Below are 14339 nucleotides of genomic sequence, written 5' to 3'. Positions count from 1 at the left end.
CCTGCGCGTCCGCGCTCACAGTGCCGCACAGCGGGCACTACCTCCACCATCGACCGTGCCCCGGCCCCAGGGCCGCCCTCTTGAGGGACACCTGACACCGGCACAGCCTCCGGACGCGGCCGTTGTCGCGCACCGGCCGCACCAGCACTTCTCTATCACTCCCAGGCATCCGGCTCGCGCTCCCACGCACGCCGGCCGGCCCTCCACCGGTCAGCCGGGCCTAATCCCGAGGCCGCCCAGGCCTTCGGCCGATGAGCGGAAGGATGCCCAACACACCCATAACGAGCGGAGGTTCCTTCGGAAGCGGCCCAACATCCATCGCTTCCGGCCCAGTTCCACGGACGTCCGCGGACCGGGCCAGTGAGGAGAGTGAACCCGGCGCATCAAGTTGATGGACCCGGCCGACCGGCCAGGCCACCACGAACGCCTGACCGACCACACCACTCAGTGGGATGGTGCCCTGCCCCGGATTACCCATGTGAAAACGGGAATCGGCCGACACGTCCCGATGATCGCCCATCACCCAGAGCCGCCCCTGCGGCACCTTCACCTTGAACGGCTGGCGGGACGGCGGGTTGCCCGGCGACAGGTACGGCTCGTCCACCGCCGTGCCGTTGACGCTGAGGCGGCCCTGCTCGTCGCAGCACTCCACGGTGTCCCCGCCGACACCGATCACCCGCTTGATCAGGTCCTGCTCGCTGTCGGACGGCAGCAGCCCGACGAAAGTGAGGACCTGCTTCGCCCCGCGAAGCACCGGCCCGTCCGTGGACGGCTTGTGGTCGGCCTCCAGCCAACCACCCGGATCCTTGAACACCACGACGTCGCCGCGCCCCGGCTCGGCACCGAACCAGGGGGTGAGCTTGTCCACCAGCACCCGGTCGCCGATCTGGATGGTCTGCTCCATCGAACCGGAGGGGATGACGAACACCTGCACCATGAAGGTCTTCATCACCAGTGCCACCAGCAGTGCCACCAGGACGATCAGCGGGATCTCGTGGAGGAGCGAGCGCTTGCGGCGGCGGGCGGCCCGGCGGGCGGTGCGCCGACGGTCGGCCCGCCCGCGGATGGGCGTCGCTACCTCCGGGCCGGACGTCCCCGGTCCGCGTGCTCCCGACGGATCGCCCGGTACCGGGTCGGACGGTCGGTCCGCCAGGCGGCCCCTACCTCTGGTCCCCATGGCCACCGGTCCCCCCTACCGCGGCGAACGCCGCCGACCGGTCCAGGCCGGTCCAGTGGCCGACCGGGTAGACCACCCACTCCGCCCGTCCGATCACCTTGCCCTCGGGCACGAACCCGCCACCGGGCTCACCCAGGTGGTCCCGCGAGTCACGGGAGGCATCGCGGTGGTCCCCCATGACCCACAGCTTTCCGGCCGGCACGACCACATCGAAGGCCACCTTCGACGGCTCGTCCCCCGGTGCGAGGTAGGAGGACTCGTCGACCGGTACGCCGTTGACGGTGATCCGCGCGCCCGGCCCGGTACTGGTCACCCGGTCCCCGCCGACGCCGATGACGCGCTTGACGTAGACCGAGTCGTCGGCCGGCGCCAGTCCGAGGTCCCGGACGAGCGAGCGCAGTGCGTTCCCGAACCCCGTCGGCTCGGCCGACCCACGCAGGAAGGAGCCCCTCCCGTCGAAGACCACGACATCACCGCGCTGCGGATGCCCTCCGAAGGAGTAGGCCAGTTGGTTCGCGATCAGGCGGTCACCCGGACGCAGGCTGTTCTCCATCGACCCGGACGGCACCGCGAACGGCCGCGCCACGAAGGCGTTCACCAGGAGCAGGGACAGCAGGCAGATACCCACCAGCAGAAGGAGGTCACGCGAGCGCGAACGGGGCACCACCCCGGGCTCGTCCACCGAAACGTCGGCCGAAGCGTCCGCCGAGTCCTCCACCGAGCCGTCGGCCGAGGTCCGCGCGGATTCCGGGACCGCCTCCCGGGGCGCCTCGGCCTCGGGGTCGCGCCGGGTGCCCGGCTCGACCACCGGCTCCACCATCGGCGCCGTGGCGGGCACCGGCACCGCGGCGGGCGCGGTCGTGGAAACGGCCGCGGACCGCGACGGCGAGTCCGCACCGGTGGGTGCGGGACAGCCGTCGCGGTCCGCGGATGGTTCGTGCGTGCTCATCGGGGGGTGAGCTTACCGTGCGGCAGCCGCGCCCCCTAGAGCGCTCCGATCCCCCGGGAGTACCGGGGGACGGTGGATCAGCGGTCGCGCTTCTCCTTGATCTTCGCGGCCTTGCCGCGGAGGTCACGCAGGTAGTACAGCTTGGCGCGGCGAACCGCACCGCGGGTCACGACCTCGATCTTCTCGACGACCGGGGTGTGCACCGGGAAGGTGCGCTCCACGCCGACGTTGAAGCTGACCTTGCGAACGGTGAAGGTCTCGCCGACACCGGCGCCGTGGCGGCGGATGACGACGCCCTGGAAGACCTGGACACGAGAGCGGTTGCCCTCGATGACCCGGACGTGGACCTTCAGGGTGTCACCGGCGCGGAAGGCCGGAATGTCGCTACGCAGCGAGGCCGCGTCGACAGCAGCGAGCTTGTTGCTCATGTTGCTCTCCATCGCAGGCGCCACGGGCCGCCCACGGAAGTTCGTCACAATGGGGTTCGCTGCGGGCCGCATCGGTTGGCGATGTTCCCCCCGTGGCGAGGGCACCGGACCACGTGACTCCTACGTGAGGAGACCAGCGACAGACAGCAGCGACCTATTCTTCCACACCATCGACCACAGACCGAAATCGACCGAGCTGCTCGTCCCAGGCCAGGCCGAGGATGCTCAGCGCCTCACGGTCCTTCTTGTCGAAGCCGCCGTACTGCCAGCGCTCGACCAGATCGGGGCGGTTCGCCAGGGTCCGGGCGAAGGCCTGCTCGCGCCGCCAGCGGGCGATCCGGCCGTGGTTGCCGCTGAGCAGGACGTCCGGCACGGTCCGGCCGCGCCACTCGGCGGGCTTGGTGTAGACCGGGCCCTCCAGCAGGTCGGCCATGGCGCCGGGCGCGAAGGAGTCGTCCCGGTGGGACTCGGCGTTGCCGAGCACCCCGGGCAGCAGCCGGGCGATCGCCTCGACCATCACCAGCACGGCGACCTCGCCGCCGGCCAGGACGTAGTCGCCGATCGACACCTCGACCACCGGCATCCGGGTGGCCGCCTCCTCGATCACCCGCCGGTCGATGCCCTCGTACCGGGCCGGAGTGAAGGTGAGCCACGGGCGTCCGGCGAGCTCCTGGGCCAGCTCCTGGGTGAAGGGGCGCCCGCTCGGGGTGGGCACCACCAGCGTGGGCACCTCCCCGTCGGGGCCCGCGCTCAGCACGCCGTCCAGCGCCTCGCCCCACGGCTCGGGCTTCATCACCATGCCCGGTCCGCCGCCGTACGGGCTGTCGTCCACCGTGCGGTGGATGTCGTGCGTCCAGCCGCGCAGGTCGTGGACGTGCACATCCAGCTGACCGCGGGCGCGGGCCTTGCCGACCAGGGAGATGTTCAGCGGCTCCAGGTACTCGGGGAAGATCGTGACGACGTCGATCCGCATCCCGTCCTGGACGCCCCGCACCGCGGGCGGCTCCTGCGGCGACAGTTCCTCGGCGGTCACTCCGACTCCTCCGGATCCACCGACTCGTCGGACCCGTCCGACCTGTCTGACCCCTCCGACCCGTCCGACGCATCCGCGTCGTCCGACTCGCCCCGCACGACCTCGGCCTGCTCCGGGTCGATCAGGCCGCCCGGCGGGTCGATGACGACACGCTGGTTCTCCAGGTCGATGGTCGGCACGATGCGGGTGACGAAGGGCACCAGCACCTCTGTCCCGTCGGGCTTCTCCACCGTGAGCAGGTCCTGGTACGGGAGGTGGACGACCTCGGTGAGCTCACCGACCGGGGTGCCGTCGAGCAGGACGACGTCCAGACCGATCAGCTGGTGGTCGTAGTACTCCTCCGGGTCCTCGGGGCTCTCCTCCGGGTCGACCTCGGCGATCAGGACGGTGCCGCGCAGGGCCTCTGCGTCGTTGCGGTCCTTGACGCCGGCGAAGCGCAGCAGCAGCCGGCCGCTGTGCACCTTGCCGGACTCGACGGTCAGCGGTCCGGCCGACGCGGGGTCGGTGAGGAGGACGGCACCGGGACCGAGCCGGAGTTCCGGCTCATCGGTGCGGACCTCGACGCTGACATCCCCCTTGATGCCGTGGGCGCGGCCGATCTTACCGACGACGAGCTGCACGGTGATCGTTCTCCTGGGTGCTGGGTGCCGGGTGCTGGCGCTGGGCACTGGGTGTGGGTGCTGGTACGGGGTACCAACGGTGTGGTCGCCGCGACGGGTCCCGGCGCTGGAGCACGGGGCCCGCGGAGGCGGGGGCACGGCGGGAAGGCGGTCGGGAACAGAGAAAGGCCGGCCGGGACGACATGCGTCCCGACCGGCCTCAAGCCTGACGGCTGAACGAGCAGCAGCGTCAGCGAATGCTGTCCACGTCGACGAGGTCGACACGGACGTTGCGACCGCCGAGGGCGCCGACGACGGTGCGCAGTGCACGCGCCGTGCGGCCGCCCCGGCCGATCACCTTGCCGAGGTCATCGGGGTGCACACGCACCTCGATGGTGTTCCCCCGACGCAGGTTGCGCGAACGCACCTGCACCTCGTCGGGGTGCTCGACGATGCCCTTCACCAGGTGGTCGAGGGCGTCCTCGATCACGATCAGGCCTCGACGGCGGCGTCGGCGTCAGCCTCGGCCTTGTCCGACTTCTTGGCCTTCGGGGTGATGGCAACACCGGTGGTGGCGTCCTCGAAGCCGGCGACGGCCTTCGCGAACAGGTGCGAGAAGTCCTCGACCTTGGGCTCGGCAACCAGCAGCGGAGCCGGGGCCGGCAGGCCCTTGAACTTCTGCCAGTCGCCGGTCAGCTTGAGGATGGCGAGAACCGGCTCGGTCGGCTGGGCGCCGACGGACAGCCAGTACTGGGCGCGCTCGCCGTCGACCTCGATCTTCGAGGGGTTGTAGGTCGGCTGGTAGATGCCGATCTCCTCGATCGCGCGGCCGTCACGCTTGGTGCGCGAGTCGGCGACGACGATGCGGTAGTGCGGGGAGCGAATCTTGCCGAGACGCTTGAGCTTGATCTTGACTGCCACGGGAGTGGATTCTCCTGGTGTTGACGTGGGTGAGCGGCCGCACCGTCGCGTGGGGTTGCGAGGCTGGCCGTTCAAGGGACACGCCAGCCGTAGGAGAGAGGGGTCCTGCTCGGCTGCCGAGTACTCAGCTGTCCATTCTGCCATACCGGCGCGAACCGCCTCGCCGCCGCCCGCTCGGCCCGACAGCCACCGACCACGGCCCGAAGCCGCCCGGTCAACGCTCGGTCAACGCCCGGTCACGCCCAGAAGCGCTCGTCCGGCACTGGCCCGGCATCCGGCCGCACTCGCCCGGCAACCGACCGGCACAGGCACTCCCCGGAGCCGCCCGACCGACACCCGGCCACGGCTCACCACCGCCCCTCGCCGGCCCACCACTCGGACCGCCACACCACCGGCCGGCGCGGTCCACCCGTGGCCGGCCGCCGAAACAGGTCGACCGGGAGCCCCCGCTCCCGGTCAGCCCAACACATCACAACCGCCGGTCAGGGCCGCCGATCGGTCGTCCCGATCAGCCCTGCCGGCCGAGGCCGTCGATCGCTCCGGCCGGACGCACTGCCCGCACAGTCGCCGGCCGGCTCCCCACGCTACGCGATCTTGAACGGCTGCTGGCAGGCACCGCAGACGATGGACGCCTGCGCGAGGACCGACGGCACGACGCGGACGTTGCGCCCGCACCCGCAGACCGCCTTGACCCGGACGCCGCCCCCGGAGGAGCCGTGCCGGGCCGCCGGGCCGCGGAAGGCGCGCGAGACGCCGTCCCCGGCCACCGCCTCCTGGTGGGCGCCGAGGGCCCGGTCCAGCCGCTCGATGGTCTCGGCGTACCGCTCCTGCGTCTCCTTGAGCATGGTCACCTGGGAGAAGCCGCTGCTCGCATGCGGCTCGACCGGGTGCGCCAGGCCCAGCTCGGAAGCCAGGAGCAGGAAGCGCCGGTTGTGGTAGCGGCCGGCCCGCGAGGTGTCCCGGATGTCCCGGGCCGCGGCCAGACCGTGGGCAGCCTCGTGGAGGAGCCGCTCGAAACCGAGCCGCGTGCCACAGGCCGAGGAGGACTCGCCGATCAACGCCTCGGGCGAGGCGAGGTCGGGGAGGTCCTGATGGAAGGCCTGGATGTCACTCCAGGCGGCGGCCAGTTCGGCCGCGAGAACGAGGGGCTGTGTCGTGCTCACGCTAGACCAACGACGGAGTGCGAGCCGATGTTCCGCGTGTTCCCGATCTCCTGGAATTCCCAGGAAACTCTCAGGAATGTACGAGCGCGCGCGAAATGCGCGTTCCGGATCTGACGCAAGACCAACCCCCTGCCGGTTTGGGCCCGTCGTAGCTCGGCGGACCTCGTCATTTCCGTCCGGGGGGCGGGCTGTCGCACCCAGGACGTACGGCCCGTGGTCCTGTCGAGTTGACAGGGCCACGGGCCGTACACCGTACCGCTATTCCGTTAATACCGGCAGTTGACCGGCCAGTAGGGATGTCGACTGGTGAGACGGCCACCGAACGGTTACCGCCGGAATTCCCGACGGCGGTTGTCGACCGGATGTCCGACGGATGTCTCACGGTTGTCGGGCAGCTGCCGGATCATTGCCGTCAGCTGCCAGAAATCGCCAGTACCTGTCGGTTTCCAACATCGACGACCAACGTCAGCCATCGCCTCGCCCGGGGCGTCCCCAGAGCGCACCAGGCCCGTCCGGCGGGCCGCGGGTCAACCGGCCCGAGATCCGCCGGTCCGCCCACGTCCGAGCGGCCCCAGCGGCCCCAGCCCCACCAGCGGCCCGAGCGGCCCGAGCACCACCAGCGGCCCCAGCAGCACGAACGGCCCAACCGGCCCAACCGGCCCGAACGGACCCGAACACCGCCGCAGACGCGGATCCGCTGGCGCACCGCTGTCGGTGCGCCAGCGGATCCGCGCGCTGTTCAGTGGGCGGCGCGGGCCGGTCGGTGGACGTGGCCGGTCAGCGGCCGATCAGTAGGCGCGGGCCACGATCGCGATGTTGCCGTCCTGGTCGTCCGTCTGCGGCACCGAGCCGTCGGCGGCCACGATGCAGCGCACCGAGACGCCCTGCTCGGCCAGCTTGGCCTCGCCCTCCGGGCCCAGCTCGGCCCAGGAGATCCGGCCCCAGCCGGTGGCGGCGGCCTCGACGGCCTCGTCCAGGTTGGTCACGTCGACCGTGCGGGACTCGCGGCGCTCGCGGGACTGGCGCAGCAGCAGCGCCTGGTCCTCCTCCAGGACACCCGGGAGCAGCTCGGCCAGCGCGTCGATCGAGACCGGCTCCTTGCCGCCGGGGATGCGGCGGGCCAGCATCGCGGTGCCGTTCTCCAGGTCGCGCGGGCCGACCTCGATGCGCAGCGGCACGCCCTTGAGCTCCCAGTCCACGGCGCGGCGGCCGAACGGGGTGTCGGTGCGGTCGTCGACGACCACGCGGATGCCGACGGCCTCCAGCCGGGCGCCGATCTCGCGCACCTTGGCGATGACCGCGTCGTCGCCCTTGATGGCGAGGACGACGGCCTGGACGGCGGCCAGGCGCGGGGGCACCCGCAGGCCGTTGTCGTCGCCGTGGGACATGATCAGGCCGCCGACCATGCGGGTCGAGACGCCCCAGGAGGTCTGCCAGACGTACTCGCGCTCGGCGCCCTGGAGCTGGTAGGTGGTGTTGAACGCCTTGGCGAAGTTCTGGCCCAGCTCGTGGCTGGTGCCCATCTGCAGCGCCTTGCCGTCGCCCATCATGCCTTCGAGGGTGAGGGTGTTGATCGCGCCGGCGAACCGCTCCTTGGCGGTCTTGCGGCCGAGCACGACGTCGATGCCGAGCACGTTGGTCATGAAGTCGCCGTAGACCTGGGTGTGGATCATCGAGGCGTACTCACGGGCGTCCTCGTACGTGGCGTGGGCGGTGTGGCCCTCCTGCCAGAGGAACTCGGTGGTCCGCAGGAAGACCCGCGGACGCAGCTCCCAGCGGACCACGTTGGCCCACTGGTTGATCAGCAGGGGCAGGTCGCGGTGGCTCTGCACCCACTTCGAGAAGTACTCGTTGATGATGGTCTCGGAGGTCGGCCGGACGACGACCGGCTCGTCCAGCTGCTTGCCGCCGCCGTGGGTGACCACGGCGAGCTCGGGGGCGAAGCCCTCGACGTGCTCCGCTTCCTTGGTCAGGTAGGACTGCGGGATGAACATCGGGAAGTAGGCGTTCTGCGCGCCTGCCTTCTTGATGCGGGCGTCCATCTCCTGCTGCATCCGCTCCCACAGGCCGTAGCCGTACGGTCGGATGACCATGGTGCCGCGCACCGGACCGTTGTCGGCCAGCTCGGCCTTGTTGATGAGGTCCTGGTACCAGCGCGGGAAGTCGTCCGCCTGGGGGGTGAGAACGGGTGCCTTTGCCATGGGGCGAATGGTACGGGGACAAGGGGCCTGACTTCGAATCCGTTCCACGGAACCGGTTCGCGCGCAAGCCGTCCCCTTCCCGCCCGGGCCGGGACGGTGCCCGGGCCGCCCGGCGGCCGAAGGGCGCCCCGGTTCCGCCAGGGGGCGCACGACCGCGACACGCGCGCACCACCCTGCACCCCTCTGGACGCCGCGCCCGAGCCGCTGTTCGCTGGAGTGGGGCGGGACTTTGGGGGAGCCGTAGCAGGACACCGAAGGACCGGATGGGAGGCCGCGATGGCTTCAGCTCGAACGACCGGCACGACCGTACGACCCACAGGCGCACATCCGCACGACCGGCGGGTCGCGGGGGCGTGGCCCGCGCGGGCGCGCGACTGGGCGGAGATCCAGGAACGCATGCTGGTACCGCTCTACGAGGCGGTCTACGCCCGGCTGGAGGTCGGCCCGGCGAGCAGCGTGCTCGGCCTGGGCTGCCGCTCCGGCCTGGCGCTGCTGCTGGCCGCCGGGCGGGGTGCCCAGGTCGCCGGTCTGGAGCCGCACGACGAGCTGCGCGAGCTGGCGCGGGACCGTCGGCTGAAGGTGGGCGCGGGTGCCCGGCCACCGGCGGAGGTCCCCCGCTCGGCCTATTCGCTGGTCACGGTTTTCGAGCAGCTGCCGGGGGCCGCCGATCCGCAGCGCGTGGTGACCGACGCGGCCCGGCTGACGCTGCGCGGCGGGCACGTGGTGCTGGCCGCCTGGGGCCCGCCGGAGCGCTGCGAGAGCGCGGCCGTCCTGGACGTGGCCCGGCGGATGGCCGGGCGCACCACCGCACGCGACCCGTTCGGGCTGAGCACGCCCGGCGCCCTGGAGGACCTGCTCGGGCCGGCCCGCCTGCGCCCGGCCGGCAGCGGCCGGGTGAGCTGCCCGTTCGCCTATCCGGACCTGGACAGCGCGGTGCGCGGGCTGCTCTCCACCGGCCTCTACGACGCGGCGGCGGAGTTCTCCGGGCTGTCGCTGGTGGCGAAGGAGCTGGAGGAGGCGCTGCAGCCGTACCTGCGGCCGGACGGCTCGGTCCGGATGGAGAACGTGTTCCGGTACCTGATCGCCGACCAGCCGCGGTAGCCCGACCGCCCCCGGAGCGACCGGCCCCGGAGCGGCCGGCCCCGGAGCGACCGGCGAGCGACCGCGTGGACCACAGCGCGACAGAACCGCACCACAGCACCACCGAGCCGCCGAACCGCCGAACCGCCGAGCCGCCGAGCCGCACCACCGGACAGCCCAGCCGCCGCACCGCCCCACCACCAGAGCCGGAACGGGGGCGCCCGCAGCCATCGCGGACGCCCCCGTTCGGCCGGCTCACGCCTGGTCGAGCGCCTTCCGGGGCACCCCGGCGGCCCGGTACGCCGCCTCCTCGTCCAGCGTCTCGGCCTCCAGCAGCGCGGCCGCCAGCGCGTCCAGCCTGGCCCGCTGCTCGGTCAGCAGCCGCACCGCCTCCTCGTAGCACTCGGCGACGATCCGCCGGGCCTCCTCGTCGACCGCGTCCAGCGTGGTCGGCGCCGCGGAGAGCCCGTACGCGCCCTGCGGGTCGGAGGGGACGGCGGTGAGCCGGCCGACCCGCTCGCTCATCCCCCAGCGGCCGGCCATCCCCCGGGCGATGTTGGTGACCTGCTCCAGGTCGCTCTCCGCGCCGGTGGTGATCACCCCGTAGACCACCTGCTCGGCGGCCATCCCACCGAGCGCGCCGATGATCCGGCCGCGCAGGTAGGGCTCGGTGTACGAGTAGCGGTCGGTCTCGGGGGTGGACAGGGTGACGCCGAGGGCGCGGCCGCGCGGCACGATGGTGATCTTGCGGACCGGGTCGGCGCCGGGCTGGAGCATGCCGAGCAGGGCGTGGCCGCTCTCGTGGTACGCCGTGCGCTCCCGCTCGGCCTGCGGCATGACCAGCGGCCGGACGGCGCCCAACTGGACCTTCTCCAGCGCGTCCGAGAGGTCCCGCTCCCCCACCGCGTCCTGCTTGCGCTTGACGGCCAGCAGGGCGGCCTCGTTCACCAGGTTCGCCAGCTCGGCCCCGGTCATGCCGGGGGTGACCTTGGCCAGCTGGTGGAGATCGGTGTCCCCGGCCAGCGGGACGGCCCGGGTGTGGATCCGCAGGATGGCCGCGCGGCCGTCGCGGTCCGGCGGGCTGACGGTGATCCGCCGGTCGAAGCGGCCGGGGCGCAGCAGGGCCGGGTCGAGGACGTCCGCCCGGTTGGTGGCGGCGATGACGATGACGCCCTCGGAGCCGGTGAAGCCGTCCATCTCGGTGAGGATCTGGTTGAGCGTCTGCTCGCGCTCGTCGTGGCCGCCCATGCCGCCGCTGCCGCCGCGCTGGCGGCCGATGGTGTCGATCTCGTCGATGAAGACGATCGCGGGGGCGACCTTGCGGGCCTCCGCGAACAGCTCCCGGACCCGGCCGGCGCCGACGCCGACGATCATCTCGATGAACTCCGAGGCCGAGGCGGAGAAGAACGGCACGTCGGCCTCGCCGGCGACGGCCCGGGCGAGCAGGGTCTTGCCGGTGCCGGGCGGACCGGCGAGCAGCACCCCGCGCGGCATCTTGGCGCCGAGCCGCCGGTAGTGCTGCGGGTTCTTCAGGAAGTCGACCACCTCGGCGAGTTCGGCCTCGACCTCGTCGATGCCGGCCACGTCGGCGAAGGTGGTGCGCTTGCCCTGCTCGGCGGTGACCGGCTTGGGCGGGGCCTTGCGACCGAGCGGGCCGCCGCCCATGCCGCCGGCCATCCGGCGGGCCAGCAGCACCCAGATCAGGATCAGCAGGAGCATCGGGGCGAGCGAGATCAGCAGGTTGGCGAGGAAGCTGCGCTGCTGGACCACCGGCTTGGCGGTGACCTCGACGCCCTGCTGCTGGAGGGCGGTCCAGAGGCTGTCGCCCGCGAAGGACGGGCGCTGGGTGTCGAACTCGGTGTAGTCGCCCTTGGCGCCGTCCGGCTTGGGCGCCGCGCTCTTGAGGGTGCCCTCGATGGAGTCGCCCTTGGAGTAGATCTTGGTGACGTTGCCGTTGTTGAGCTGGTTGTTGAACTCCGTGTAGGAGATCGTCGTCGCGCCGGCGTTGCCGAAGAAGGACAGCAGCAGGTCGGTGATCAGGAACACCACGAGGGCGGTGAGCACGAGGCCGATCCAGCCGCCGGGCATCTTGCGACGGGGCGGCTGCGGGGGTGGGGCACCCTCGGAGCGCCAGGGCTGGTCGGGGGTCCGGCGCGGCGGTACGGGATCGGTCACCTGTCGGACAATACGGACATTCATCCGAGCGAGACAGCCGCAACGCCGCGCCCGCACGGCCGCGCCCCGGCACCCGGGGCGCCCCGGACACCCGCCACGCCGCACCGCTCACCCCGCCTCGGCACCGCGCCGCTCACCCCGCCTCGGCACCGCGCCGCTCACCCCGCGCCGCTCACCCCGCCTCGGCACCGCGCCGCTCACCCCGCCCCGCGCCGCGCTACTCCCCCGCGCCGGGCCACTCCTCGGCGGTCAGCGCGAACCGCTCATGGTCCCGCCAGGCGCCGCTCAGGAACAGCATCCGGGGCGTGTACCCCTCGTGCCGGAAGCCGAGCCGCTTGGCCAGCCCGATCGAACGCGCGTTGTCCGGCTGCACGTTGATCTCCAGGCGGTGCAGGCCGAGACCGCCGGCCGTCTGCGGGGCGAAGCAGCGGTCCAGCACCAGCCGCATGCCCTCGCTCATCCGGCCGGTCCCGGCGAACGGCACGTACGAGTCGTAGCCGAGCGCGCCGTTGCAGAACCGGCCCATCACGATGTTGGCGACGTTCACCTTGCCGACCAGCCCACCGGTGGCCTGATCGACGATCAGGAAGGTGCGCAGACCGGCGCCCTGGCGCTCCAGGAGATCGGGGAGCCCGTTCGGCTCGACCGGGTTCCACCGCCCGATGTGCTCGGCGGACCGGCGGACGGCCTCGGCGTACGGAACCTCGTCGTCGGCCCGTGGGGCCCTGATCGTCACTCTCACCCCACCATCATCGGACATGTGAGCGGCCCGCCACCCGGATACCCCGGGTGGCGGGCCGTTCGAACGCCGACGGGGCCCCGGACGGTGCCGGGGGCGGGCCGGTGCCGCGGGAACCGCGGCAGGACCTGCAGCAGGACCTACAGCAGGTCCTTGAACTCCTTGGGCAGCTCGAAGTCGGACGGGCCCTTGCCCGCGCCGAGGCCGAAGGCGCCGCCCTGGGCCGGCGGCTGGCCGGCGCCCGGGCCGAGCGCGCGGCGCTCGGCGGCCGCGGCCTCCTCCTGCGCGCGCTTCAGCGGGTTGCCGCTCTTGCGCTTGCCCTTGGCGGCCGGGGCCTTCTTGGCGGACTTCTTCGAGCCGCCGCCCATGCCCGGGATCCCCGGCATACCGGGGATGCCCTTGCCGGAGGCCATCGCCGACATCATCTTGCGGGCCTCGAAGAACCGCTCGACCAGGTTGTTGACCTCGCCGACCTGGACGCCCGAACCCTTGGCGATGCGCAGCCGGCGCGAGCCGTTGATGAGCTTGGGGTCGGTCCGCTCGGCCGGGGTCATCGACTTGATGATGGCGCCGACGCGGTCGACGTCCTTGTCGTCGATGTTGTTGATCTGGTCGCGGATCTGGCCCATGCCGGGCAGCATGCCCAGCAGCTTGGAGATCGAGCCCATCTTCCGGACCTGCTCCAGCTGGTCCAGGAAGTCGTCGAGCGTGAAGTCCTTGCCGCCGCCCTGCAGCTTGGACGCGATCTTCTCGGCCTCGGCCTGCGAGAAGGTCTGCTCGGCCTTCTCGATCAGCGAGAGCATGTCGCCCATGCCGAGGATGCGCGAGGCCATCCGGTCCGGGTGGAAGGCGTCGAAGTCGTCGACCTTCTCGCCGTTGGAGGCGAACATGATCTGCCGGCCGGTGACGTGCGCGACCGACAGGGCGGCGCCACCGCGGGCGTCACCGTCGAGCTTGGACAGCACCACACCGGTGAAGTCGACACCGTCGAGGAAGGCCTGCGCGGTGGTGACCGCGTCCTGGCCGATCATCGCGTCGACGACGAACAGGACCTCGTCCGGGTTCACCGCGGCCCGGATGTCGGCGGCCTGCTGCATCAGCTCGGCGTCGATGCCCAGACGGCCGGCGGTGTCGACGACGACGACGTCGTACTGCTTCTGCTTGGCGTACTCGATCGAGTCGCGGGCGACCTGCACCGGGTCACCGACGCCGTTGCCCGGCTGCGGGCCGTAGAAGGCCACGCCCGCGCGCTCCGCGACCACCTGGAGCTGGTTGACGGCGTTGGGGCGCTGGAGGTCGCAGGCGACCAGCAACGGGGTGTGCTTCTGCTGCTTCAGCCAGTGGCCGAGCTTGCCGGCGAGGGTGGTCTTACCGGCGCCCTGGAGGCCGGCGAGCATGATCACCGTGGGGCCGCTCTTGGCGAACCTCACCCGGCGGGTCTCGCCGCCGAGGATCGCGATGAGCTCCTCGTTGACGATCTTGATGATCTGCTGGGCGGGGTTCAGCGCGCCGGAGACCTCGGCGCCGAGGGCCCGCTCCTTGACCTGCTTGATGAAGGCCCGCACGACCGGCAGCGCGACGTCCGCCTCCAGCAGCGCGATGCGGATCTCGCGGGTGGTGGCGTCGATGTCCGCCTCGCTGAGGCGGCCCTTGCCCCGGAGGTTCTTGAACGTCGCTGCGAGGCGATCGGAAAGGGTGTCGAACACGTCGTCGCGGGTCCTCTGCGGCATCGGGATCAGTACGGTCGTCGCCCCCAAGGGTATCCGGCCGCCCTGGCAACGGTCTCCACCCCCGGACGAACCGGCCCGGGGGCGCCCGGAGCGGGCGGCTCCGACGGCCGCCCGCAGGCCCCGAGGCCGCCCCGCGAGGGCGGC

The 14339-nt window shown here is 72.0% G+C and carries 13 protein-coding genes; 1 reads left to right on the top strand and 12 read right to left on the bottom strand.

The annotated features are described in order from the left end of the window. Nucleotides 1-220: 220 nt before the first annotated feature. The 9 genes from lepB (ABT263_RS19695) to proS all read right to left on the bottom strand — a co-directional run bounded on the left by lepB (ABT263_RS19695) (nucleotide 221) and on the right by proS (nucleotide 8471). A complete protein-coding gene (lepB, locus tag ABT263_RS19695; protein WP_502885823.1) occupies nucleotides 221-973 on the bottom strand; it encodes a signal peptidase I in 753 nt (250 codons plus the stop codon). A gap of 187 nt (nucleotides 974-1160) precedes the next feature. Beyond that, nucleotides 1161-2126: a signal peptidase I gene (gene lepB / locus ABT263_RS19690; RefSeq protein ID WP_352291649.1), complete on the bottom strand. Its 966-nt coding sequence runs from the start codon at nucleotides 2124-2126 to the stop codon at nucleotides 1161-1163. A 77-nt stretch (nucleotides 2127-2203) separates the two neighbouring features. Next, nucleotides 2204-2554 carry a 50S ribosomal protein L19 gene (rplS, locus tag ABT263_RS19685; RefSeq protein ID WP_063347674.1) on the bottom strand — a complete coding sequence of 117 codons (351 nt, stop codon included), beginning with the start codon at nucleotides 2552-2554 and terminating at the stop codon, nucleotides 2204-2206. 154 nt (nucleotides 2555-2708) lie between these two features. After that, on the bottom strand, nucleotides 2709-3527 hold the full coding sequence (gene trmD / locus ABT263_RS19680) for a tRNA (guanosine(37)-N1)-methyltransferase TrmD (protein ID WP_352291691.1): 819 nt from the start codon (nucleotides 3525-3527) through the stop codon (nucleotides 2709-2711). A gap of 56 nt (nucleotides 3528-3583) precedes the next feature. Next, complete coding sequence (gene rimM, locus ABT263_RS19675; RefSeq protein WP_329489771.1) at nucleotides 3584-4207, bottom strand: ribosome maturation factor RimM; 624 nt, start codon at nucleotides 4205-4207, stop codon at nucleotides 3584-3586. Nucleotides 4208-4436: 229 nt separating this feature from the next. Further along, entirely contained in the window at nucleotides 4437-4676 is a 240-nt protein-coding gene (locus ABT263_RS19670; RefSeq protein ID WP_030306741.1) for an RNA-binding protein, read from the bottom strand. Between the two features lie 2 nt (nucleotides 4677-4678). Beyond that, a complete protein-coding gene (gene rpsP / locus ABT263_RS19665; RefSeq protein ID WP_329489770.1) occupies nucleotides 4679-5107 on the bottom strand; it encodes a 30S ribosomal protein S16 in 429 nt (142 codons plus the stop codon). Nucleotides 5108-5691: 584 nt separating this feature from the next. After that, entirely contained in the window at nucleotides 5692-6270 is a 579-nt protein-coding gene (locus tag ABT263_RS19660) for a hypothetical protein (protein ID WP_329489769.1), read from the bottom strand. Nucleotides 6271-7058: 788 nt separating this feature from the next. Beyond that, nucleotides 7059-8471 (bottom strand): proline--tRNA ligase, encoded by a 1413-nt coding sequence (gene proS / locus ABT263_RS19655; RefSeq protein ID WP_329489768.1) that lies wholly within the window; start codon nucleotides 8469-8471, stop codon nucleotides 7059-7061. A gap of 396 nt (nucleotides 8472-8867) precedes the next feature. Here proS and ABT263_RS19650 point away from each other — a divergent pair, with 396 nt between their 5' ends. Beyond that, on the top strand, nucleotides 8868-9572 hold the full coding sequence (locus tag ABT263_RS19650) for a class I SAM-dependent methyltransferase (RefSeq protein ID WP_329489767.1): 705 nt from the start codon (nucleotides 8868-8870) through the stop codon (nucleotides 9570-9572). Between the two features lie 234 nt (nucleotides 9573-9806). On the opposite strand, the gene ftsH is transcribed toward ABT263_RS19650, so the two are convergent. The 3 genes from ftsH to ffh all read right to left on the bottom strand — a co-directional run bounded on the left by ftsH (nucleotide 9807) and on the right by ffh (nucleotide 14171). Then, nucleotides 9807-11726 (bottom strand): ATP-dependent zinc metalloprotease FtsH, encoded by a 1920-nt coding sequence (gene ftsH, locus ABT263_RS19645; protein ID WP_502885822.1) that lies wholly within the window; start codon nucleotides 11724-11726, stop codon nucleotides 9807-9809. A 217-nt stretch (nucleotides 11727-11943) separates the two neighbouring features. Further along, on the bottom strand, nucleotides 11944-12486 hold the full coding sequence (locus ABT263_RS19640; RefSeq protein WP_329489765.1) for a GNAT family N-acetyltransferase: 543 nt from the start codon (nucleotides 12484-12486) through the stop codon (nucleotides 11944-11946). Nucleotides 12487-12605: 119 nt separating this feature from the next. Continuing rightward, nucleotides 12606-14171, bottom strand: coding sequence for a signal recognition particle protein (ffh, locus tag ABT263_RS19635; protein ID WP_329492257.1), 1566 nt, complete (start codon nucleotides 14169-14171; stop codon nucleotides 12606-12608). Nucleotides 14172-14339: the final 168 nt, after the last annotated feature.

Source organism: Kitasatospora sp. NPDC001603, assembly GCF_040298365.1.
GTDB lineage: Bacteria > Actinomycetota > Actinomycetes > Streptomycetales > Streptomycetaceae > Kitasatospora.
Note: the sequence above shows the minus strand (reverse complement) of the source record. Positions and strands in the feature narration are given on the sequence as shown.

Excerpts from the sequence above, each read along its gene's own strand:
- lepB (WP_352291649.1), bottom strand. The coding sequence starts at position 2,126 with ATGAGCACGCACGAACCATCCGCGGACCGCGACGGCTGTCCCGCACCC.
- rplS (WP_063347674.1), bottom strand. The coding sequence starts at position 2,554 with ATGAGCAACAAGCTCGCTGCTGTCGACGCGGCCTCGCTGCGTAGCGAC.
- trmD (WP_352291691.1), bottom strand. The coding sequence starts at position 3,527 with ATGCGGATCGACGTCGTCACGATCTTCCCCGAGTACCTGGAGCCGCTG.
- proS (WP_329489768.1), bottom strand. The coding sequence starts at position 8,471 with ATGGCAAAGGCACCCGTTCTCACCCCCCAGGCGGACGACTTCCCGCGC.
- ABT263_RS19650 (WP_329489767.1), top strand. The coding sequence starts at position 8,868 with ATGCTGGTACCGCTCTACGAGGCGGTCTACGCCCGGCTGGAGGTCGGC.
- ABT263_RS19640 (WP_329489765.1), bottom strand. The coding sequence starts at position 12,486 with ATGTCCGATGATGGTGGGGTGAGAGTGACGATCAGGGCCCCACGGGCC.